Origin of the sequence: Streptococcus sp. OMI870 (genome assembly GCF_047460295.1) — a bacterium.
GTDB lineage: Bacteria > Bacillota > Bacilli > Lactobacillales > Streptococcaceae > Streptococcus.
Genome location: NZ_JASHGM010000002.1, coordinates 452626 through 476468, shown reverse-complemented (window position 1 = coordinate 476468; position 23843 = coordinate 452626). Strand labels below are relative to the sequence as shown.

Below are 23843 nucleotides of genomic sequence, written 5' to 3'. Positions count from 1 at the left end.
ATTGTCGACTATATTGATTACTACAACAACAAACGAATTAAGGTAAAACTAAAAGGACTTAGTCCTGTACAATACAGAACTAAATCCTTTGATTAAATTAATTGTCTAACTTTTTGGGGTCAGTACATGGAAACCTCTTTTATGCAAGATGAAAAGGACTGAAATAGCTGTTTCAGTCCTTTTGTAATTAGTGTGCGAAGGTATCCAGTCCAAGTAATAGAGAGAGGATCCCCATGATGAGTCCGGCTAAAATAACCCCTAGCATAATTGCTAGAACACTGCGTTTGAAATCCCAATCTAGGATGGAAGCAGCCAGGGTTCCTGTCCAGGCACCGGTCCCAGGAAGAGGAATTCCAACAAAGAGCAGTAAGGCCCAGAAGATTCCTTTATCTCCTGCAACTTTTTCCAGTTTCTGTCCCCCCTTATGGCCCTTGTTCAAACACCAGGTGAAGAAGGAGCCGATGACTGGTTTATCTGCGCCCCAAGCGAGAATATGACGGGCAAAGAAGAAGATAATGGGAATCGGAAGCATATTGCCAATAACCCCAATGGTGAGGGCCTGCCAGAGGGGAATTCCTCTTGAAATAGCGAAGGGGACAGCGCCACGAAGTTCTACGAGAGGAACCATAGAGATCAAAAATGTAAGAATGTATTTCATTAGAAAAGCCTTTCGATTAGTCTTCTTCATTCTATCGTATCTTCTATCAATTGACAACTATTCCAACTTTTTTTAAATTTATCTTTTTTTGGATCTTTTATCTTGACTTTCTTAATTAGAAGGATTATAATAAAGACATAATTAATTATAATCATTATAAAAAGGAGAACAACATGACAATGATGAAACATGAAGCAGCTACTGATGTAGCAAACTTTGCACCTTCCAATAAAGAAACTCTTCCAGAAACAAAAGTAATCTTGAACCAAGTGGTAGCTGATCTCTACGTGGCTCACATTGCTCTTCACCAAGTACACTGGTACATGCGTGGACGTGGCTTTTTGGTATGGCATCCAAAAATGGATGAATACATGGACAGCTTGGATGCTACTTTGGACGAAGTGAGTGAACGCTTAATCACAATTGGTGGAGCTCCATATTCTAGCATGACTGAATTTTTAGAGCACAGCAATATTGAAGAACGTCGTGGAGCATTTACTAACAATGTAGAAGAAAGCTTGGCGCGTGTTCTTGAAATCTTCCGTTACCTTGCTAGCCTTTACCAAAAAGCTATGGATGTTACGGACGCTGAAGGCGACGATGTGACCAATGATATCTTTGTTGGTGCAAAAGCAGAACTTGAAAAGAACATCTGGATGGTGGCTGCTGAGCTCGGTCAAGAACCAGGGTTATAAGATATGATGGAAAAAGAGGCCATATGGCTTCTTTTTTACTATCTTTAGGCAGTTTGAGAGGCTTTCAACTAATTAAAGGAATTCTTAATCGAACTATAGTTGGAGCGAAATGGGGGGCTATTGCACTTCTTTTTTTGATATAGTTAATATGAGATTGTATAGAAAGTAAGAGTAGGCTCATATTAAGCTGTTCATCCTAAGAGGAGATTCTTATAGGGAAGGCTGTTTGAAAAGCGTTTTATTTTTAGGATTGGCAAACTTTGGGGGCGACTTTGTTTTGTAGTAAACGGTGCTCCATTTATCTTAGCTTAGGAGGATGGGTAAGCATTAGTCGAAGAGGAGCTGATAGCCTCTAGTGAAGAAGCGCTTGTACTAGAAGGAGCAGTTCAATCAACTCCTCACGATGCTCCCTTTATCATCACCCCTACATGGATAGAAGAAAGGTTGGAGCCTCCAGATAAAGGTCAACCCGTTTCGGATGGATCTGAGCGCCTACTATAGCGGAAGAAAGAACTTTTCCAGATCAATATCGGATTGCGGAGGATATGGTGAAAGATAGAGAACGAGACTTTAATAAAGATTGGTATTTTAAATTAAATGCAGCTCCTGGTGCAGAAGGTCGCCAGGTGGATGTCAAAAACTGGAAAAAATTAGATGTACCACACGATTGGTCGATCTTCTTTGACTTCGATCACAACTCTCCGGCCCAAAATGAAGGGGGACAATTAAACGGTGGGGATGCTTGGTATCGCAAGACCTTCCGTTTGGATGATAAGGACCTGGATAAGAAGGTGCGTTTGGAATTTGGAGGAGTTTACATGGATTCGAAAGTCTATGTAAATGGGCAATTTGTTGGTCATTATCCAAATGGCTACAATGCTTTTTCTTATGATATTACTCCTTATTTGAATGCGGATGGAAGTGAAAACACCATCGCGGTTCATGTGGTCAACCAACAACCAAGTAGTCGTTGGTATTCTGGAAGTGGGATTTACCGTGATGTCAAACTCAGTGTGACGGATAAGGTCCATGTTGCTAAGTATGGGACCACCATCACGAGTCCAAAATTAGAAGAACAACAGAAGGGGGCAGTCGATACTCTTGTGAAGAGTCGTATTGTCAACCAAGATGATCAAGCCCACAGTATTTATGCAGAATACGAAATCGTCGATCAAAATGGTCAAGTGGTCAGTGAAAAGGTGCGCAGTGAAGTGCAATCCGTTTTGGCTGGTCAAGAGATCAACCTGTCTCATACCCTTCATGTTGAAAAACCGACCCTCTGGGATGTGAAGACCAATAACCCAGCCCTCTATACGCTGTATACGCGGGTCTATCGGGATTCGCAATTGGTCGATGTGCAAAAGGAAGGCTTTGGTTATCGCTATCTGAACTGGACACCAGAAGGTGGCTTCTTCCTTAACGGAGCGGCTACGAAATTTCACGGTGTTTCCCTTCACCATGACCATGGGGCCCTCGGAGCTGAGGAAAATTACAAGGCTGAATACCGCCGTCTCAAACAGATGAAGGACATGGGGGTCAATGCCATCCGGACGACCCACAACCCAGCGAGTGAACAAACCCTGCAAATTGCGGCTGAGTTGGGCTTGATGGTCCAAGAAGAAGCCTTTGATACTTGGTATGGTGGCAAGAAGCAATACGATTACGGTCGATTCTTTGAAAAGGATGCAACACATCCAGAAGCTCGTAAAGGGGATAAGTGGTCTGACTATGACCTTCGGACCATGGTAGTGCGAGGCAAGAACAATCCTTCTATTGTGATGTGGTCAATCGGTAACGAAGTCGGTGAAGCAGATGGATCGGATAAGTCTGTCGCAACCGTTCGTCGTCTGGTCAAGACCATCAAGGAAGTGGATGCAACTCGCTATGTCACCATGGGAGCTGATAAATTCCGCTTTGGTGATGGTTTGGGAGGGCATGAAAAGGTAGCGGCAGAGCTCGATGCGGTTGGATTTAACTATTCAGAGGCCAACTATGAAAGCCTACGCGCTAAACATCCAAACTGGCTCATTTATGGTTCTGAAACCTCTTCTGCAACGCGGACGCGGGGCTCTTACTACCATCCTGAAAGAGAGTGGGTCGGAAGCAACCAAGAAGACCGCCACTATGAACAATCAGACTACGGCAATGACCGGGTTGGTTGGGGTCGGACAGCGACAGCCTCTTGGACCTTTGACCGCGATCATGCCGGTTATGCAGGTCAATTTATCTGGACAGGTACCGACTATATCGGTGAGCCAACACCATGGCACAACCAAAATGACACACCTGTGAAAAGTTCTTATTTCGGTATTGTCGATACTGCCGGCCTTCCAAAGAATGATTTTTACCTTTACCAAAGTCAATGGGTGTCAGCTGAGAAACATCCAATGGTTCATCTCTTACCACATTGGAACTGGGACAATCCAGAATTAGCCAATCGTGTCATGGATGAAGAAGGTCGGATCCCTGTTCGTGCCTTCTCCAATGCCCACAGTGTAGAATTGATTGTCAATGGGGAATCACAAGGAGTCAAAACCTATACCAAGAAGACCACAGTAGATGGCCGGACCTACCAAGAAGGGGCAAATCCGGATGGACTCTATCTAGAATGGTTGGTTCCTTATGTGCCAGGTAAGGTGGAAGCTATTGCCCGCAACAAAGCAGGAGAAGTGATTGCCCGCGATCAGATCGAAACAGCTGGGAAGCCAGCCGGTGTTCGTCTGCTGAAAGAAGAACACGCCATTGCGGCAGACGGCAAGGATTTGACTTATATTACCTATGAGATTGTCGATGAAGCAGGCCGTGTCGTACCAACTGCCAATAACTTGGTGCATTTCCATTTGCATGGCCAAGGCCAAATTGTCGGCGTCGACAACGGGGAACAAGCTAGCCGGGAACGCTACAAAGCACAGGAAGATGGCTCATGGCAACGTCGGGCCTTTAACGGCAAAGGGGTGGTGATTGTCAAATCGACTGAGCAAGCAGGTGCCTTTACCCTGTATGCAGACTCAGACCGCTTGCAGTCAGACCAAGTCAGCCTCTTTACTGGTAAGAAGGACCAGGAAGAACGCTCTGTCTTGGGAGTTGAACCGGTTCGAACACATGTTTACTTAGGTGAAGTACCTGAACTTCCAAGTCACGTATCTGTCGTCTATAGCGATGGCAAGGCCCAAGAAGAAGCCGTCGAATGGGATGCAGCAGACTATAGTCGTGCTGGCCAAGTCCGTGTGACAGGTCATGTTCAAGGACGGACGGTCGAAGCTCTGGTCGATGTGATCGGTGTGGAGCAAGTCCTTCCAGTTATCAAACAAATCCCACAGGGAGCAGATCTAGCGGCAGTGGATAAGACTGTGCAATTGGTCTTCACAGATGGCCGGACAGTTAGCTATGAAGTTGATCAATGGACCTTGGAAGCTGGTCAAGAAGATCAGTTGTCCACACCAGGTGCTCGCTTGAAAGCGACAGGACTCCTAGGCAATGGGGAAGCCGTCCAAGCGACACTAGTGGTTGCAGGAGGAGATGTAGCCAAGGCTAAGAAACCAACGGTTCAGCTAGATGGAGTAGCTCTTCCAAAATTTGGTAGTGGCAACCATACTATTTTCCGTTCCCTCGCTTATGGGCAAGAGCCTGGTCAAGTCACAGCAAGTGCAGAAAATGCCCAAGTGACGGTCTTACAAGCTAGCCGTGAAAATGGTTTGAAAGCTCAAATCTTTGTCACTGCTCAGGATACGGGAGCTGTCCAGACCTATGCTATCCAATTCCAAGAAGAAAGTCCGCAGATCCAGCGCCTAGAATTGCGTCTGCCAGAAGGGCAAGAACTCAAGGAAGACCAAACGGTGCCACTTGAAGTCATTGCTCATTACCAAGATGGCAGTGTGGCTAGCCTCCAAGCAGATCAAATCGATGTGGCAACAACAACTGGTAGCCAAGGAAAAGCAGTCGCAAGCAAGAAAGGATTGGAACTAAGGGAAGCAGGATTGGTTCATTTAGAAGCCAACTTCCAAGGAAAAACAGGGGAATTAACCTTTACCATCACGCCAAATCCTGAAGAAAAGACGGTTGTCAAGGTGCGTCCTGTACGGATTAGTACGGATCGAAATGTTTTGCCAGCTCTTCCAGGGACAGTCTTGGTCGAGTATGACAAGGGATTCCCGAAAGAAAAACGTGTGACCTGGGATGCCGTGACAGCAGATCAAGTCAAGGATTACCATAGCTTTACAGTCACAGGTCATGTAGAGGGTGTGGAAAAAGAAGCCCAAGCTCAAGTCACCGTTGAAGGCATTATCGCTGTAGAAGAAGTCAGCACGACAATGCCAGTCGGTGAAAAACCAGCCCTTCCAGAAAGCGTGCGGACTTATCACTCCAATGGCAAGACCTATGCTGCCAAGGTGGCCTGGGATGCGGTCGATCCGCAACTCTTGGCCCAAGAAGGAGAAGTTGTCCTCTCTGGTCGTGTAGAAGGAACCGATCTTCCAACGCGTCTTCATATTCGTGTTTCCGCAAACACAGTCAAGGGGGCGAACGTAGCAGAGCAATGGACAGGCTCTGTCTTGCCACTCGCTTTTGCAAGTGACTCTAACGATGCGGATCCAGTTGCTAAGGTCAATGACAAGGTCATCTCCTTTACTGATGCTCCAGCTAACCGTTGGACCAACTGGGGCCGTGACAATGCGGAAGATTCTGTTGGTATCTTGTTTGGAGATTCTGGTATCTTGACCAAGCGAGCAGTGGACAACCTCCATGTTGGTTTCCATGAAGACCACGGCGTTGGGGCTCCAAGTGAATACGTGATTGAGTACTATGTGGGTGAGCAAATCCCAACAGTTCCAAGCAATCCAAATCGCGTCAAAGACGAAACAGACCATCCATTTAACAATCCAGCCAACTGGAAAGAAGTCAGCAACCTAAGTGTTCAAGAAGCAGTCACAGCTAGCAAGATGAATCATTTCAGTTTTGATAAAGTCGACACCTATGCCGTTCGGATCCGCATGAAGACACCAGAAGGCAAACGTGGAAGCTCTATTTCAGAGATTCAGGTATTTGCCAATAAGGTTGCGGCAGAAGAAAAGAGTCAGCTGACCATTCGTGTTAATAGCGATGTCTTGCCAGGTGTCAACCCAAGTGTGACAGATTATTACATCGATGCGCGTGATCGGGCTTATCCACAAGTGGAAGCAACAGCTAACCATCACGGTCTTGCAACAGTTGTGCCAAGCGTCCATGAAGGTGAGCCAATCCGTGTCATCCATAAAGCAGAAGATGGTACCATCTTACAAGAATACCGCCTCCATCTCACAAGTGATGATGAACTGTAGCAACAGTATAGGCTACTTGAAGATACAGACAATCAATCGCTTATCTTTGGGCTTTTTGTTCAACAAATCACTAAGAATGGTGAGAGCCACCAGCGATTAAACTGAGATATGATAAACAGCAAAGAGAGGAGGAGAGCACTGTGAAAGAGCACCAAGAAAAATCAGAATATTCCTCACCCGTAACGAGTGAGAAAGAAAACCGCGTAGTTAGTCAGGGGACAGAAGCCACCCAACCAGCAACTTCTCCAGATGAGGAGCCTGAGATTGCAGACTATGGTCCGCTTCCAAGCAAGGCTCAAATGCAATACCACTGCGAAGAACTAGCAGCTTTCATTCATTTTGGGATGAATACCTACTACGATCGTGAGTGGGGAGATGGGCAAGAAGATCCTTATGATTTCTATCCAGAGCATCTGGATACCGATCAGTGGATCAAAACCCTGAAAGAGGCGGGGTTCAAACGGACCATCATGGTCGTCAAGCACCACGATGGCTTCCTCTTGTACCCTTCTAAATACACCGACCATACCATTGCCAAAAGTGGTTGGAAGGAAGGAAAGGGCGATGTCCTAACCGAAGTTTCTGCTTCTGCCAGCAAGTATGACATGGATATGGGGGTCTACCTCTCCCCTTGGGATGCTCACAGCCCGCTCTACCATGTGGATACAGAGGACCAATACAACGAATACTATCTCAATCAGCTCAAAGAAATCCTTGAAGATCCAAAATATGGAAACAAGGGCAAGTTCGTGGAAGTCTGGATGGATGGAGCGCGTGGCGATGGGGCTCAAAAAGTCACCTATACCTTTGACAAGTGGTTTGATGCCATTCGCAAGGCCCAAGGGGACATTGCCATCTTCTCAGCTGAGCCGACCAATGTCCGTTGGATTGGTAATGAAAAGGGGATTGCTGGAGATCCAGTTTGGCATAAGGTCAATCCGGATAAGATTCGCAACAATCCATCCAACAGTTACCTCAATCACGGGGATCCAGAAGGGAAGCAATACTCAGTGGGAGAAGCCGATGTTTCCATTCGCTCCGGCTGGTTCTACCATGACAATCAAGAGCCTAAGTCCTTGCGCGAATTGATGGATATTTACTTCAAATCGGTCGGCCGTGGAACCCCGCTTTTGCTCAATATTCCACCGAATCAAGATGGGAAATTTGCGGATGCCGATGTAGCCCGTTTGAAAGAATTCCGCCAGACCTTGGATCAACTCTACAGCGTGGACTATGCGGCGGGCGCTTTGGTAGAAGCTGACTCGACACGGCGCAATTCTCATTACTCAGCCAGCCATTTGACGGATAGAGATGAGAAGACCAGTTGGGCACCTGCCGATGATGCCAAGACCGGATCTTTTGTCCTCGATCTTGGAAAAGAGCAACATTTTGATGTGGTAGAGCTCAAAGAAACCATCGAGAAAGGCCAACGGATTTCCGGTTTCACCATCGATGTAGCGGTGAATGGGCAATGGGTTCCTTTTGGGGCTGGGTCAACCGTTGGATACCGCCGTTTGATCAAAGGGCAACCTGTTGATAGTCGCTATATCCGGGTGTCCATCACCGATGCCCAAGCCACTCCAATCTTGAACGGTGTCTCTGTCTATAAGACGCCAGCTAGTATTGAAGAAACGGATGGCTATCCGCTTGGTTTGGCCTATCATTCTGACCGGACTGCTGAGCGGGCCAATGGCCAATGGAATGAAGAGGGAGAAGGCGTTCGAGGCACTTCTATGTGGACCAAGGAAAAGGGAGCTTCGGTGACCTATCAATTTGAAGGAACCAAAGCCTATGTGGTCACAACTGTGGACCCTGATCATGGGGAAATGGATGTCTATGTCGATGGACAAAAACTAGAGATGGTTAATACCCAAAGTCCAACCCGCAAACGCAGCCAAAAGGTTTATGAAACACCGGATTTGAAAGCAGGAGCCCATACTTTGACCTTGGTCAATAGCAAGGGAGATGCGATCGCAACGGAAGGGATTTATGCCCTCAATAACCAAGAAAAGGGTCTCTTTGAGTTTGCTCAGCCAACCCTAGCCGTTAAGAAAGGCGACCCAGCGCAAGTCGTCGTCAAGAGAAAAGGTGGCTCTAAAGGAAGTGCCAGTCTTAAATTGATCACAGAACCAGGAACAGGGGTTCATGGCAAGGTTTATAAAGATACCAATGTCACTCTCGAGTTTGCAGATGGAGAGACCGAAAAAACAGTCCAAGTCCCAACCCTTGATTTTGCAGGCAAGGCGACAGATGTCTATGACTTTAAGGTCAAATTGTTGCATCCGGATCAAGGAAGTCTGGTCGGCTTTATTCCAGAGCTGACAGTCCAAGTGATGAGAGAAATTGTTAGACAGCCGGAAAGGAAAGAAGCTTAACCAGTATTCAAAGAAGGACTCTATGAATTTGGTGAGAAATTCTTACTTCAGGCTGTTGAGATGGAGTCGCGAAATTCGCTTATCAGAAAGAGTAGTCTATTCTTGACATAAGAGGTTAGTTCTTACTAGCCTCTTTTATTTTGCCTTCTTAAGAGATTCCTATTTCCATAGAGTCTTTGCTTTATTTACAGCCGTAAAAATTGTATAATAGTCAAATAAGGTCAATGATGGGAAGGAACACTCCAAGGCCATTTTTTATGGGCCAAAGAGTAGAGCATCCATCTAGAAAAAAAGCCAGAAAGGAGCATCATGGCAAATAAGAACACATCTGATAGCATTGAAGCTTATATCAAGGCCTTGCTGGCTCAAGCTGGCATGGCAGAACTAAAAAGAAGTGAGTTGGCAGATGTCTTTCAGGTCGTACCAAGTCAGATTAACTATGTCATTAAGACCCGCTTTACCGAAAGCCGAGGCTATATTGTAGAGAGCAAACGCGGTGGTGGCGGATATATCCGCATTGGCAAGGTCCAGTTTTCAGATCACCATCAGATGCTTCAAGACCTGGCGGCCAATATTGGAGAGACCATCAGCCAGCAGGTTTTCAATGATATTCTAGAGATGCTCTTTGAAGAGAAATTATTGACAAAACGTGAAACGCAGCTCTTGCTTGCAACGACTTCTGATGAGGTTTTGGGTCAGGATGCCCCAAATCTGCGAGCAAACATGCTGAAAAAAATCATTCAACAAGTAGATAGAAAAGGAAATACCGACTAGATGAACTATTCAACAGCACTGTTAGAAAGTATAGAAGCGGCCCAAATACTAGCAGGTCACTATCAGGGGGATACTTTGGACACTTGGTATCTCTTGACAGCTATGGCCAATAATCCCTATAGCATAGCAGGTTCTGTGCTCAGCGATTACCCCATGCAGATCGACGAATTTCAGGATGCAGCTGAGCATATTACAGGTCAAGTGTTTCAAAATGACAATCGGTATGAAATCTTCCCGTTTTCTTATCGGATGGAAGCGATGATGAAACACGCGACGGAGATTGCGCAAGTCCTTCATGCCAAAACTTTGGGGACAGAGCACGTGCTCCTCTCTCTTCTATCAGATCGTGGGACCTTGGCTAGCCAGGTCATGGAGTTTGCAGGTTTTGCCTTTACGGAGCAAGATAAGGGTGTTCCCATTGCTTCCCTTCGCAAGAATTTAGAAGACAAAGCAGGCTGGGACAAAAATGACATCAAAGCTATCCGGAGCCTCTACCGGGCTCAAAATCCTAACCGCCAAACCATGGGAAATATGATGGGCATGCCCCCAAGCACAAGTGGAGGACTCGAGGATTATACCCGTGATTTGACAGAAATGGCTCGTTCAGGACAGCTTGAGCCTGTGATTGGCCGCGATGCAGAGATTTCGCGCATGATCCAAATCCTTAGCCGCAAGACCAAGAACAATCCTGTTCTAGTAGGAGAAGCTGGGGTCGGAAAAACAGCCCTGGCATTAGGGCTGGCCCAGCGGGTAGCTAGTGGCAATGTTCCAGCTGAAATCGCGCAAATGCGTGTCCTGGAGTTGGATCTTATGAATGTGGTGGCAGGGACGCGCTTCCGTGGGGACTTTGAAGAGCGGATGAACAATATTATCCAGGACATTGAAGAAGACGGTCACGTCATTCTCTTTATCGATGAACTGCATACCATTATGGGGTCAGGATCCGGCATTGATTCGACTTTAGACGCAGCCAACATCCTAAAACCGGCTCTAGCCCGTGGAACCTTGCGCACAGTTGGAGCAACGACACAAGATGAGTACCAAAAGCATATCGAAAAAGACGCGGCCCTCTCTCGTCGTTTTGCGAAAGTTACCATTGAAGAACCGAGTGTTGCAGACAGCATTCAGATTCTCCAAGGCTTAAAAGAGACCTACCAAGACCACCATCATGTGACCATTAGCGATGAAGCGATCGAAACAGCTGTCAAATATGCCCACCGCTATTTGACCAGTCGTCAATTGCCAGATTCAGCTATTGACCTCTTGGATGAAGCGGCGGCTACCGTTCAAAACCGCGATTCAAACGGTCACGTTAAAGAAGAGTTGACCGCCTTGGACCGGGCCTTGATGGAAGGCAAGTGGAAGAAAGCAGCCCAGCTCTTACAAGTAGAGGCTGCTCCCATTGTCTATAAAAAAGAAGTCACTGACCAAGATGTCTTGGTGACCTTGAGCCAATTATCTGGTATTCCCACTCAAAAACTGACCCAAACCGATGCCAAGAAGTACCTAAACTTAGAAACAGAATTGCACAAGCGCGTGATTGGGCAAGACCAAGCCGTTTCTAGTATTAGTCGGGCTATTCGACGCAACCAATCAGGTATCCGCAGTAACAAGCGTCCTATCGGTTCTTTCATGTTCCTAGGGCCTACCGGTGTCGGAAAAACCGAGCTCGCAAAGGCCCTTGCAGAAGTCCTCTTTGATGACGAGTCTGCTTTGATCCGCTTTGACATGAGTGAGTACATGGAAAAATTCGCAGCCAGTCGTCTCAACGGAGCCCCTCCAGGCTATGTGGGTTATGAAGAAGGGGGAGAGTTGACGGAGAAAGTCCGCAACAAACCGTATTCTGTCCTCTTGTTTGATGAGGTAGAAAAAGCCCATCCTGACATTTTCAATGTTCTTTTACAGGTCTTGGACGATGGGGTCTTAACCGATAGCAAAGGGCGGAAGATCGACTTCTCCAATACCATTATCATCATGACCTCAAACCTTGGAGCGACAGCCCTTCGAGATGATAAGACCGTTGGCTTTGGTGCCAAAGATATCCGCTTTGATCAAGCCAATATGGAAAAACGTATGTTTGAAGAGTTGAAGAAGACCTATCGGCCAGAGTTCATTAACCGGATTGATGAAAAGGTGGTCTTCCATAGCTTGTCAAGTGAAGATATGCAGCAGGTGGTGAAAGTCATGGTCAAACCGCTCATTACAACCTTGGCAGAACAAGGCATGACGCTTAAATTCCAACCTTCAGCGCTTAAATGGCTTGCAAGCAAAGGCTACGACCCAGAAATGGGAGCTCGTCCACTCCGTCGTGTTTTGCAGACTGAAGTGGAAGATCAGCTAGCAGAGCTATTGCTGAAAGGACAAGTCCAAGAAGGGCAAACCATCAAGGTTGGAACGACAGCTGGCGCTATCAAGTTTGAGATTGTCTAGAAAACCTACTTTATTCATGAAAGCTTGTAAATGGCAGATACGGAAAATTAATAAACAGCTCTTATATAGAAGTTGAGGTCTTTGGCCTTGACTTCTTTTTGTATGGGTTAGGGAGGAGCATCTGTTTTAAAACTACTTTCACATTTGAAAAAATAGGTGAGACCCTATTGACAGGCAGACATAACAGTGTTACAATAATGTTACAAAATATTACAAATGTTACAAAAGAGGTTCGGTTATGAAAAATAAAAAGATTGTTTCCTTAGCAGCAATGGCCCTTGTAGCGAGTCTTTTCCTAGGAGCTTGTGGAGGTTCTAAAGAAGAAAAGACAAGTGAAGCTAGCAGCTCAAAGACCAGTCAAGTCAAACAAACAAGTTCTTCTTCTTCCAAGAAAAAAGTGATCACTAGTAAAGATCCGATTGCCACTTCATCTTCTACTAGTAAATCAGAAGAAAGTCAAACCATTGGTAGCAAAAATAACCAAGCTGCAGCTAGTCAAACACCTGCTCCCGCTAGAGAAACAACGCCAGTAGCTCCCTCAGCTCCAGTGACAAAAGAAACAAAGGAAGTAGCTACTCCAGCAAAACCAGCTAAAGAGAAACTTCCAAGTCTAGAAGAAGGTCATGCACAGGCTAAGAAACAAGCATCTGCCACTGAAAATGCTCAATATAAGGGAGTCTATTCTGTAGCAGCAGGAGATTTCTCTGCGGCAGCAGGAAACTGGTCTGACAAACGAGACACTGGGGTCACTATTGGCCAAGGTGGTCAAGTGACCATCCAACTTCCTGGTGGTCAACCCGTAACTTACGGTATTAGTGGCTATAACTATACCTTGGATGATGGTCATTACCATGCCAATCTCTCAGCAGGCGATGGTTCTGCAGCGACTCTTGATATTGTGGTTGGAAAGGATGGTTCTGTATCAAGCGTGACTGTCCTCAAAGACGGTGTCAGCCACGCCCTCACCCGTGAATAAATTCTGGAAGATCTGAAAGGTCGGTTGGGCCTCTTCAGATCTTTTTTCATCATTTAAATAAAAATATATTTTTTTATAAAAAACTATTGACAGATAGAAAATATAGTATATAATAAAAACATAAATAAAATCTATTTATAAAAAATTATAAAAAGGAGCTAGTATGAAGAAAGAAAGAATCGCTGTTGTATTTGGAACCTTTGCTCCTCTTCATCAAGGACATATTGACCTCATTCAACGAGCGAAACGCCAGTGTGATCGTGTTCGCGTAGTTGTATCTGGTTATGAAGGGGATCGAGGCGAAGAAGTGGGCTTGACCTTACAGAAACGCTTCCGTTATATCCGTGAGGCTTTCTCAAATGATGAATTGACCCAAGTTTATAAACTAAATGAAACAGAGCTTCCACGTTATCCGCTGGGTTGGGAACCTTGGTTACAAACAGCTCTAGAAACCATTCAGTATCAAACAGAGGCAGAGGAGTTGATCTTTTATGTGGGAGAGCAGACCTACAAGGAAGAGTTGGAAGCCAGAGGGTTTGAAGTTCATTTACAGGAACGCCGCTTCGGGATCTCAGCGACCATGATTCGGGAAAATCCAAGTAAATACTGGAAATACATCGCCCAACCCTTCCGTCGCCAGTTTACAAAAAAAGTTTTAATCATGGGGAGCGCCAGCAATGGGAAAACGACTCTTGCAAAGGATTTGGCTCGCTTTTACGATGCGCCAGTTAGTCTCGAATATGCGCGTGAATACCAGATCAAGAACAATGTTCGGGATGATGAGCTCACGCCCAAAGATTACTATTACCTACTATTAGGTCAGTACGATCAAACCTCTAAACTCATTGATAGTAGTGCCAATCGAGGCCTTGTCATCGCGGACACCAATTCCCTGGTAACCAAAGGATACTACGACTACTATATGGAAGTCGAAGGACAGGATGCCGGCATGAACGATACCTTCGATAATCTTTTCGTCAGCATTCTGGCTAAGGAAAAATGGGATCTGATCCTCTTTGTTCAGCCTATTGGTTCTTATGTCAATGATGGTTTCCGAGACATGAGCATGGCCGATGAAGAGATCCGCACCAGTTTTTCTAACTACCTAGATCAATTGCGCCAGCAATACCTAGGAAACATTCCGACAACTTTCCTCGCCTCAGACTATCTTGGCAACTACGAAGAAGCCAAGAACGTTATTGATGCCATCTACCAAGCCGACTAAGGAGCAACTTATGAATAACCTAATGAACAACCTATCTAAAAAATTCTCAACCTTTATCCAAGACTATAGAAATGTCCACAAAGAAGCGAAAAAACAAGGCTTTGTCAACATTATGAAACTCCTATGGAAGGATCTTTTCATGGGACGGACAGCCTTTCAATGGATTTATCTTCTTCTTCTTTCCAGCGTCCCCTTCTTCTTAGAATGGACCAACGGCACAGGTGAGCATGATTGGCTGGGACTGTTCGCCTCTTGGACAGGGATTGTCTGTGTTATCCTGGTTGCAGAAGGTCGCGCCAGTAACTACCTCTTTGGAGCAGTGAATTCAGCGATTTACCTTGTTTTAGCCCTCAATAAAAACTTCTATGGGGAAGTCCTTACAACTCTTTATTTCTTTATTATGCAACCGATCGGTCTTTATGTCTGGCTCTCCAATCGGATTAACGATCAAGGAAAAGCGGAAGAATCTCACTTTGAAGCTAAGAAATTGACCTTGATCGAGTGGATGCGCTACTTGGCCTTGAGTGCCGTGATCTGGATTGGTATGGGCTTTGCTTATCAGAGCATCCATAGTGCTCGTCCTTTCCGGGATAGTATCACCGATGCGACCAATGGGGTCGGCCAGCTCCTCATGACCCGCCTTTACCGGGAACAATGGATCTTCTGGATTGCGACCAACGTCTTTAGTATCTATCTCTGGTGGGATCAGAGTCTTCATATTCAAGGGATGTACTGGGTTTACACGCTGAATAGCCTAGTGGGCTGGTACCAATGGACCAAAGCCCTCAAGAAGGAGGTGGCCTAAATGACCAGTCTCTTAATTCCAGCAGGAATGACGGAGAAGGAGTATTTCGAGACAGTTGCTAGTGAAGCGGACTTTCTCAAGTGGTACAAGGAACAAGACCTACCGACTTATGAAACCCCAAGTGTCACAGCCGATATGGTGGCCTACTGTTTTGTTGAAGGCCAGCTCAAGCTTTTAGCTATTCGACGCAAGGCCCACCCTTATCAACACCGTCTAGCTTTAGTGGGTGGCTTTGTGAACAAGGATGAAGATGCGACCCATGCCTGCATCCGAGAGGTCAAAGAAGAAGTCGGACTTGATCTCACTGTAAACAAGGTGGAGCAGCTCTTGACCGTTTCCACCCCTGGGCGGGACCCCAGAGGCTGGGTCATTACCATCGCTCATCTGGTCTATCTGCCAGCAGAAGCAGTGGAGCTAGCCCATGCAGGTGACGATGCCAAGGAAGTTGTTTTTCTAGACGTCGATTTTAAAAAGTCCCAGTGCTTGCTAGAGGGAAAGGTTTTAACTGCTTCTGATTTTGCCTTTGACCACTATCAAATCATTCAAGAATCGATCAAGCGGATTCAGGGACGTCTGGACTGGAATCCAACCTTCCTCTATCTGTTAGAGGAGCCCTTTACCGTCTATGAAGCAACGGAATTGGTCAATCTGATCAATCCGGGACGTCCGATGGTTAGCAATAACTTCCTCGTGAAGTTCGGAGAATTCGTAGAAGAAGTGGGCGTCAAGCGGGTTCCTAAGAAAAAACCACGGAAGACCTATCGCTTAAAAGACTAGATCAAGCGAGGTCCATTCTAGCAGTCCTCAGTTACTTTTCGTAGCTGAGGGCTTTTTTTAGCAAGAAATACTATATTATGGTCAAATATATACGACATTTATTTAATAGGAGCAAACATGAACCGTGTGAAAGAATTCCGCAAGAGATTGGGGATTTCTCAGCTTGAGCTTGCTAAGGATATTGGTGTCTCGAGGCAAACCATCAATATGATTGAAAACGACAAGTACAATCCGACCCTGGAACTCTGTCTCAATCTCGCTCACAGCCTCCAAACGGACCTCAACAATCTCTTTTGGGAAGATGATTTTTAACAAAAAGGAAAAAGAAAATGAAACAAGAAACCTTTACTGAAAAACTGATTAAACGCACATATGGCATTTCTGGACCACTTGATGAACACAAACGACGCGAGGCAGATCGCATTGGAAATAAAGTCTTTATGGTTCTCTTTTACCTGATGATATTTGGCAATCTCATTCCTTTTGTCCTTGCTTATAAATATCCTCAAATTGTCGCTATTGGCTATCCTCTTGTAGTGTTTTGCATTGCGATGATGTCTGCTTTCTATGTGGTCTCCCAAACCAAGAAAACGGGCATCACAGCCATTGATCCCGAAATGTTGAGCCAAAAAGAAAGAAAACAGATACGCTATCCTGGCATTAAAGCTGGTCTGCTCTATGGAGTTTTTATGTTCTTTGGAATACCACTTCTCAATGTCTTAACGGATAATAGCAAAAACTATCTTACCTCTCTTTTCAATCTAGGCCATTTTATATCAATCCTTTTCGCAGCCTTCTTTTTCGGCTTGGTGATGCAAATGAGTGTCTCATTTCGCATTCGAAAAGCCAAGGAAGATCAAGATGACAATTAGGAGAAAGCTTATGAAATCACTAGTAACCCTGCTTACCTATCATCTTTTGTTTGCTTCCTTACTCACTTTCATCATCATTTTAGGAAACTTGCCCATCTACGATATAATCCTCGTTCTAGTCTTTCTTCCAGCACTCAATAAAGGACTGACTTATCTAAAGATAGACTCCCAAAAAACGCGTATACTGAACTTAGCATTATGCTTTATGATTCATGATTCTATCTTTACCACAGCTGAAAACCGTTTCAAGCAATTGGAACTATTATTTACTATTCACTATCGCTACCCTTTCTTCTATCACTTATCTTTATTATCTCTATCAATTCGTAAAAGAAACAAAGTCACATCGTTCATTTAGGAGAAATTATCCATGCAAAAAGAAGATTTAACAACTCGCTTACTTCGAAATATCTTTCATCTGTCAATTTCATAATAAAAACACCCCCAAAGCTAGATTTTTTGAGTCTGACTTTGGGGGTGTAGTTCATATAAGGTCCTATTTTTATGCTTCTTATGCTTTTAATTGTAAAAGTTCTTCAATCTCTGCTAGGGTGCTAGCTTGCGAGATGGCTCCGCGTAGTTTGGCAGCGCCAGATGTTCCACGGAGGTAGTGAGGGGCCAAGCCGCGGAATTCACGGACGGCAATGTGCTCGCCCTTGAGATCAATCAAGCGTTTCAGATGCTCATAAGCAATCTTCATCTTGTCTTCGAAGGTTAAATCAGGTAGGATTTCTCCTGTTTCAAAGTAATGATTGATTTGATTGAAGAGGTAAGGATTGCCCATAGCGGCACGGCCAATCATGACCGCGTCGGCACCGACTTCTTCGATGCGTTGTTTCGCTTCTTGAACCGTACGGATGTCTCCGTTTGCAATAAATGGAATCTTGGTCAGAGCTTGCGCAACCTTGTGAAGGGTCTCAAGATCCGCGTGCCCCGTATACATTTGTTCCCGAGTCCGTCCGTGCATGGCAAGGGCAGAGACACCTGCAGCTTCAGCTGCGAGAGCATTCTCCACTGCTAGAGAAGGGTCCGACCAACCTGTCCGCATTTTAACAGTGAGAGGGATATCAAGGACGGATTGGACCTTGTTGATAATGGAGTAAATCTTATCAGGATCCTTGAGCCACATAGCACCCGCCTCGTTTTTAACGATTTTATTAACCGGGCAGCCCATGTTGATATCGACGATATCGGTCTTGGTATTTTCTTGGATAAATTCAGCTGCGCGTGCTAAGCTATCTTCGTCGCTCCCGAAAAGTTGGATCGATACAGGATTTTCTCCCTCATCGATATGGAGCATATGCAGGGTCTTTTCGTTGTTGTATTGGATTCCTTTATCAGAGACCATTTCCATGACCACAAGCCCTGCTCCGAGTTCTTTCGCAATGGTCCGGAAAGCTGAGTTGGTCACACCGGCCATGGGTGCTAGGACCGTCCGGTTTGGGATCTCGACGTTCCCAATCATAAATGGTGTATTAAGATTTGTCACGAATGAGTTCCTCCAAGTCGTTTTCGTCAAAGTGATAAGCTGTCTGACAGAATTGGCAAACAATTTCTGCTCCCTGGTCTTCGTCCTTCATTTCTTGAAGGTCTTTGACTGGCAAGCTAGCCAAGGCATCCATGAAGCGTTCCTTGCTACAGTCGCATTGGAAACGAAGTTCTTCTTCAGAGAGGCGTTTGAAAGGTTCATCCCCATAGATAGCGGCAAGAAGGGCTTCAATATGGTCTTCAGAGTCTAAAAGAGTAGAAATGGCTGGCATTTCTTGGATCCGTTTTTCGAAGCGGGCAATTTCTTCTTCCTTGGCATTTGGCAAGACCTGGACCAAGAAACCACCAGCAACCTTGACCTTGTCTTCTTCATCAAGTAGGACATTGAGTCCAACCGCAGATGGGGTTTGTTGGCTTTCAGTCAAGTAATAAGCCAGGTCTTCACCGATTTCTCCAGTGACCAGGGGCGTCATGGAGTGGTAAGGATTGCCTGTGCCATAGTCGGTAATCACTAAAAATTCCCCATTTCCGACAAATGGTCCGACCACAACTTCACCGGTCGCTGTTTTCTTGATATCCACACCGGGATTTTGCACGTAGCCTTTGACGTTTCCTTGAGTATCTGCCACAGTGATAATAGCACCCAGTGAGCTAGTTCCAAGGACTTTGACCGTAATTTTAGTATCTCCTTTCTCGTTTGCCGCCAAGATTTGACTGGCAATGAGGGTACGGCCAAGTGCGACCGTGGAGCTAGCTTGTGTGTGATGTTTTTCTTGGGCTGTTCGTACAGTTTCTGTACTGTCTAGTACATAGGCACGAAAAGCGCCACTTTCTGAGATAGTTTTAATAATTTTGTCCATAGCTTCTATTTTAGCATAAAAAAGGAAAAGAGGTGAAGGGAGTAACTTGATTTATTTAGACGATGAAGGGATAAAAATTTTCAGGGGAGAGCTTCGCTTAGAAACTGAATAGAATAGGATCTGTTTTAGGAAGTAAAGAAGGCAAAAGACGAACAATCATTCTTTAACGTTTAAAATGACGATCAAAAGATGGATGTTCGGAAAATGAGAAGCGGATTTTAAGGGTAAAAAACCAAGCAAAGAAATAGCCAACCTTGAAAAAAACGAGGAAATTTCTTATAATAGGGTGTAAGACAAACTTGCAGGTGAGACTCCTGCCCCTAGTTTGAAGAAAGGCATAGATAGGGAACTATCTATGGTATATGAAAAAGAATTATGACATCAGTTGTTGTAGTAGGAACCCAATGGGGTGATGAAGGAAAAGGGAAGATTACAGACTTCCTATCAGCCAATGCAGAAGTCATTGCTCGCTACCAAGGTGGGGACAATGCCGGCCATACCATCGTGATCGACGGCAAAAAGTTCAAGTTGCACTTGATTCCTTCTGGTATCTTCTTCCCTGAAAAGATCTCTGTCATCGGAAACGGCGTGGTGGTCAACCCTAAATCATTGGTCAAAGAGTTGGCTTATCTTCATGAAGAAGGGGTAACAACAGATAACCTTCGAATCTCTGACCGTGCCCATGTCATCCTTCCTTACCACATCGAATTGGACCGTCTCCAAGAAGAGTCTAAAGGCGACAACAAGATTGGAACGACGATTAAAGGGATTGGACCAGCCTATATGGACAAGGCTGCACGTGTGGGAATCCGGATCGCGGATCTTTTAGATCGCGATGTTTTTGCGGAACGCCTTCGCATCAACTTGGAAGAAAAGAACCGTCAATTTACCAAACTCTATGATGCAGAGGCTCTTTCATTTGATGATATCTTCGAAGAATACTATGAATATGGTCAACAAATCAAGCAATATGTAACCGATACTTCCGTCATCTTGAACGATGCTTTGGATAACGGTAAGCGCGTGCTCTTTGAAGGAGCCCAAGGGGTTATGTTGGATATCGACCAAGGAACTTATCCATTTGTTACTTCATCAAACCCTGTTGCAGGTGGGGTGACCATCGGATCAGGTGTCGGCCCAAGTAAGATCGATAAGGTTGTCGGTGTATGTAAAGCCTATACCAGCCGTGTTGGAGATGGACCATTCCCTACGGAGCTCTTCGATGAAGTGGGTGATCGGATCCGTGAAGTCGGCCATGAGTATGGGACAACAACAGGTCGTCCTCGTCGTGTCGGGTGGTTTGACTCTGTTGTCATGCGCCATAGCCGTCGTGTATCAGGAATTACCAACCTTAGCTTGAACTCAATCGACGTTTTGTCAGGCTTGGATACGGTGAAAATCTGTGTGGCTTACGACTTGGATGGAGAACGCATCGATCACTACCCAGCAAGCTTGGAGCAACTCAAACGTTGCAAACCAATCTATGAAGAATTACCAGGTTGGTCAGAAGATATTACAGGTGTTCGCCACTTGGATGAGCTTCCAGAAAATGCCCGCAACTATGTCCGCCGGATCGGTGAATTAGTTGGTGTGCGCATTTCAACCTTCTCAGTCGGACCAGATCGTGACCAAACCAATATCCTTGAAAGTGTGTGGTCTAGTTTATAAGCAAATGAAGATAAGAGAGTGGGACAGAAATCGGTCATTCGTTAGAATTCGATTTCATCGTCCCACCTCCGCACAGTTGAGTAGGGCTGTAAAAGCTGATGAAATCAGCGTAGTAGAGCCCACTCAACTACTGCGTCTTGCTCGACAATCCAAAGACAATTGAGAGGCTAGGACTTTTGTCCCAGCCTCTTTTTGAAAGCAGAAAGAGGAAAAAATGTATCAAACGATTTTATTTGACCTAGACGGCACCTTGACCAATTCAGAACTAGGGATTACCAACTCGGTGGCCTATGCCTTAGGAAAATATGGGATTCAAGTGCCAGACAAGAAAGCATTGAGAGTTTTCATCGGTCCGCCCTTGCAGGAGTCTTTTGAGCGCTTTTATGGATTTTCTAAGGAAGAATGTTTAAAGGCCATTGACTACTATCATGAGTATTTTTCCGAAAAAGGCCTTTATGAAAATGAGGTCTATCTAGGCGTTCCTGACTAGCTGGCTTCTCTCAAGCAGGCTGGCAAACAGTTGATTGTAGCTACGTCAAAGCCTGAAGAATTTTCCATTCAAATTCTCAAACACTTTGGTTTGTATGATTATTTTGACTTTGTCGCTGGTGCGACCATGGATAGAAAACGTAGTAAAAAAAGCGATGTTATCCAGTATGCCTTGGAGCAAAATGGGATTACAGATTTGGCGCATACCATCATGATTGGAGACAGGGAGCACGATGTGCTTGGCGCTCAAGCGCAAAAGCTTGATTCTATCGGTGTCCTTTATGGCTTTGGAAGCAGGGAAGAATTGGAAGAAGCCGGCGCCACCTATATTGCTCAAGAAGTTGGCGAAATTGCAGCTTTTATAGGATAACCTTTTCCAAAATATTAAAAGTTGGAACTGTTCTAATCTGCTGAATATTGCTTGATTTAATATTTCTATCGGTGTATACTTACTGTAGGTTAAAGTGAATAACAAATTCGATGACAAAATGAATGCTAAACCTAGAGTATTTAACTATAATTGTGATTGTAAATAATCACGATTTTAAATAAATTAGAGAAGAGGGTTGTGCTAGCCCTCTATTTTGATGGATGATAATTATGAGAAATATTTATAAGTACATTGATAAGAAGTATCTTTTTCCTATTTTTTTAGGGCGTATTGTGAATAGTGGTTTGGTGTTGGCGCAACCTCTGATTTTAACGAAGGCCTTGAAGTTAGATCAAGACGGCCTTTCTTATGGAAAAATTCTCAATTTTGTTTTATTTGGTTTGTCTGTCTATCTTGTTATTTATAGTCTGATGCTGTTTTCAAACTATTCGCACAATATATTCCGAAGAGAAATCAACAAAAGTGTCCGTGCCCTTTTATTTAAGAAAGTCATATTGAATCCTAAATTTTCCAATGATGAAAAAGTTAGTCTGCTAACTCAAGATATGGAATATGTGGGCGATAATTATTTGGAAAATATAAATGTTATGGTGAGTTGGGGATTTGTCGCCCTTGTTACAGCCATTTATATTGTTTCACAAAATTTTCTCTTAGGACTTATTTTTGTCATTTTTACGATTATGAGACCTATTCCTCAGTTCATCATGAATCGTCGTTTACAAGATTCGGGAGACAGCTGGTCCAAGCTTAGAACGAAATTACATGGGCTTGTCTCGGATAGTATGCAAGGCAGCCAAACCTTACGGATTAATCAGGCCATGAGGCTGAATGAAGAGCGCGTGAATGATTTAAACGGAGAATATCAAAAAGCCATCCAAAGATTTTGTTTCACACATAATATTATTTTTTTCTTTAATGGATTTATGGTCTTTTTTAGTCAGGTTGTTCCTCTTGCTTTAGGCTTTTATTTGAGTTTACAGGGAAATTCTATTTCTATTACAAGCCTCATCTCTATGTATGTTGCTGCGGGGATGCTGGTAGAACCGATCCAAACTCTGATGTACAGTGCAGCCAATCTCCAAGGTGCCTTGCCGACTGCGAACCGCCTGTTTAAGATTATCGAGGAAGAACCTGATTTCGAAGAGACAAAGGATCAATTTGTTGAAAATCTCGAATCGTTGCGCTTAAATCATATTTCAAAAAGTTTTGCTGAACGTCAGCTTTTTTCTGATTTGACGGCGACGATTTCAGTAGGTCAGAAGGTCTTAATCAAAGGACCGAGCGGGTCTGGAAAGACGACTCTTTTTCGCTTGATTTTAGGAGAAGAAGTATGTGATGAGGATGACATTTTCGTTCAGTATGATGGAAATCAAATAACGAGTCATTTCCAAGGGAATATCGGTTTAATTAGCCAGCATCCCTTCCTGTTTAACGATACTATCCGCTATAATCTAACTTTTGGTCAGCCTTTTCAGGACCATGAATTATTGGAGGTATTGGACCGAGTTGGCTTAATAGATGAATTTCAGGATATTTTGAATGTAGAAATTCATAATAATGGTGAAAACATTTCAGGAGGTCAGCGTGTCAGATTAGAGTTGGCTCGTTTTCTCTTACGCGAGAAGGATATTTTATTAGCGGACGAAGTGACATCAGCTTTGGACGAAAAAAATAGTCGTCTGGTTAGAGACCTAATCTTTTCTTTGCCGATCACGGTACTAGAAATAGCCCATCATATTGATGAAGAAGAGCGCTATGACCAAATCCTTGAGTTACGTAAAGGATGAGCGATGCCACAATAGTTGGTTCTGCGACAAAGCGGATAGTAGTAAGCCAGCAATTTGTCAGATATTTTTGAGATTCTAAGTGGTGATATTTCCAAAATCATCAATACTCAGAGAACTTAAGCTTTATTTAAGATAGGCCAGCTATACTAGAAGCATAAACAAAGACCTCCTAACTTTGTTTAAACCTCCTAAACTTTTTCATAATAATCTCCCATAAGAGTCGCCCAATCGGCGGCTTTTTTTGTGAGTCGTAAGCTG

At 44.5% G+C, this 23843-nt stretch carries 16 protein-coding genes and 3 pseudogenes; 16 read left to right on the top strand and 3 right to left on the bottom strand.

Annotated features, from left to right (window positions below; genetic code table 11):
* Window positions 1-96 (top strand): IS3 family transposase (locus QM968_RS06135; RefSeq protein ID WP_164978895.1); only part of this gene is annotated, 96 nt, incomplete at its 5' end.
* 91 nt (window positions 97-187) lie between these two features.
* Here the strand turns inward: QM968_RS06135 and QM968_RS06130 are convergent.
* Window positions 188-658 (bottom strand): COG2426 family protein, encoded by a 471-nt coding sequence (locus tag QM968_RS06130; protein ID WP_414382988.1) that lies wholly within the window; start codon window positions 656-658, stop codon window positions 188-190.
* 173 nt (window positions 659-831) lie between these two features.
* On the opposite strand from QM968_RS06130, the gene QM968_RS06125 reads away from it, so the two are divergent.
* The 12 genes and pseudogenes from QM968_RS06125 (at window position 832) to QM968_RS06070 (ending at window position 17291) form a co-directional block, all read left to right on the top strand.
* Window positions 832-1353, top strand: a complete 522-nt coding sequence (locus QM968_RS06125) for a Dps family protein (RefSeq protein WP_414382968.1) — start codon at window positions 832-834, stop codon at window positions 1351-1353.
* A gap of 405 nt (window positions 1354-1758) precedes the next feature.
* Window positions 1759-6662, top strand: a pseudogene (locus tag QM968_RS06120) (Ig-like domain-containing protein); the annotation flags it as partial.
* A gap of 146 nt (window positions 6663-6808) precedes the next feature.
* Window positions 6809-9043: an alpha-L-fucosidase gene (locus QM968_RS06115; protein WP_414382966.1), complete on the top strand. Its 2235-nt coding sequence runs from the start codon at window positions 6809-6811 to the stop codon at window positions 9041-9043.
* Between the two features lie 309 nt (window positions 9044-9352).
* Window positions 9353-9817 carry a CtsR family transcriptional regulator gene (locus QM968_RS06110; protein ID WP_414326659.1) on the top strand — a complete coding sequence of 155 codons (465 nt, stop codon included), beginning with the start codon at window positions 9353-9355 and terminating at the stop codon, window positions 9815-9817.
* Entirely contained in the window at window positions 9818-12247 is a 2430-nt protein-coding gene (locus QM968_RS06105) for an ATP-dependent Clp protease ATP-binding subunit (RefSeq protein ID WP_414382964.1), read from the top strand.
* Window positions 12248-12485: 238 nt separating this feature from the next.
* Entirely contained in the window at window positions 12486-13223 is a 738-nt protein-coding gene (locus QM968_RS06100; protein WP_414382962.1) for a hypothetical protein, read from the top strand.
* A gap of 163 nt (window positions 13224-13386) precedes the next feature.
* Complete coding sequence (locus QM968_RS06095; RefSeq protein ID WP_414382960.1) at window positions 13387-14448, top strand: AAA family ATPase; 1062 nt, start codon at window positions 13387-13389, stop codon at window positions 14446-14448.
* 22 nt (window positions 14449-14470) lie between these two features.
* Window positions 14471-15253: a nicotinamide riboside transporter PnuC gene (gene pnuC / locus QM968_RS06090; protein ID WP_414382986.1), complete on the top strand. Its 783-nt coding sequence runs from the start codon at window positions 14471-14473 to the stop codon at window positions 15251-15253.
* Window positions 15254-16030, top strand: coding sequence for an NUDIX domain-containing protein (locus QM968_RS06085; protein ID WP_414382958.1), 777 nt, complete (start codon window positions 15254-15256; stop codon window positions 16028-16030).
* A gap of 117 nt (window positions 16031-16147) precedes the next feature.
* Window positions 16148-16342, top strand: coding sequence for a helix-turn-helix transcriptional regulator (locus tag QM968_RS06080; protein WP_009731822.1), 195 nt, complete (start codon window positions 16148-16150; stop codon window positions 16340-16342).
* Between the two features lie 17 nt (window positions 16343-16359).
* Window positions 16360-16902 carry a DUF3278 domain-containing protein gene (locus tag QM968_RS06075; RefSeq protein WP_009731821.1) on the top strand — a complete coding sequence of 181 codons (543 nt, stop codon included), beginning with the start codon at window positions 16360-16362 and terminating at the stop codon, window positions 16900-16902.
* Between the two features lie 10 nt (window positions 16903-16912).
* Window positions 16913-17291: pseudogene (locus QM968_RS06070) on the top strand (hypothetical protein).
* A gap of 122 nt (window positions 17292-17413) precedes the next feature.
* On the opposite strand, the gene dusB reads toward QM968_RS06070, so the two are convergent.
* Entirely contained in the window at window positions 17414-18391 is a 978-nt protein-coding gene (gene dusB, locus QM968_RS06065) for a tRNA dihydrouridine synthase DusB (protein WP_009731818.1), read from the bottom strand.
* Window positions 18378-19250 carry an Hsp33 family molecular chaperone HslO gene (gene hslO / locus QM968_RS06060; RefSeq protein ID WP_009731817.1) on the bottom strand — a complete coding sequence of 291 codons (873 nt, stop codon included), beginning with the start codon at window positions 19248-19250 and terminating at the stop codon, window positions 18378-18380. The genes dusB and hslO overlap by 14 nt, the downstream gene beginning before the upstream one ends.
* 375 nt (window positions 19251-19625) lie before the next feature.
* Between hslO and QM968_RS06055 the strand changes: the two genes are divergently transcribed.
* The 3 genes and pseudogenes from QM968_RS06055 to QM968_RS06045 all read left to right on the top strand — a co-directional run bounded on the left by QM968_RS06055 (window position 19626) and on the right by QM968_RS06045 (window position 23585).
* Entirely contained in the window at window positions 19626-20918 is a 1293-nt protein-coding gene (locus QM968_RS06055; RefSeq protein WP_009731816.1) for an adenylosuccinate synthase, read from the top strand.
* 214 nt (window positions 20919-21132) lie between these two features.
* A pseudogene (locus QM968_RS06050) lies at window positions 21133-21777 on the top strand (HAD family hydrolase).
* A 230-nt stretch (window positions 21778-22007) separates the two neighbouring features.
* On the top strand, window positions 22008-23585 hold the full coding sequence (locus QM968_RS06045; RefSeq protein ID WP_414382955.1) for an ATP-binding cassette domain-containing protein: 1578 nt from the start codon (window positions 22008-22010) through the stop codon (window positions 23583-23585).
* Window positions 23586-23843: the final 258 nt, after the last annotated feature.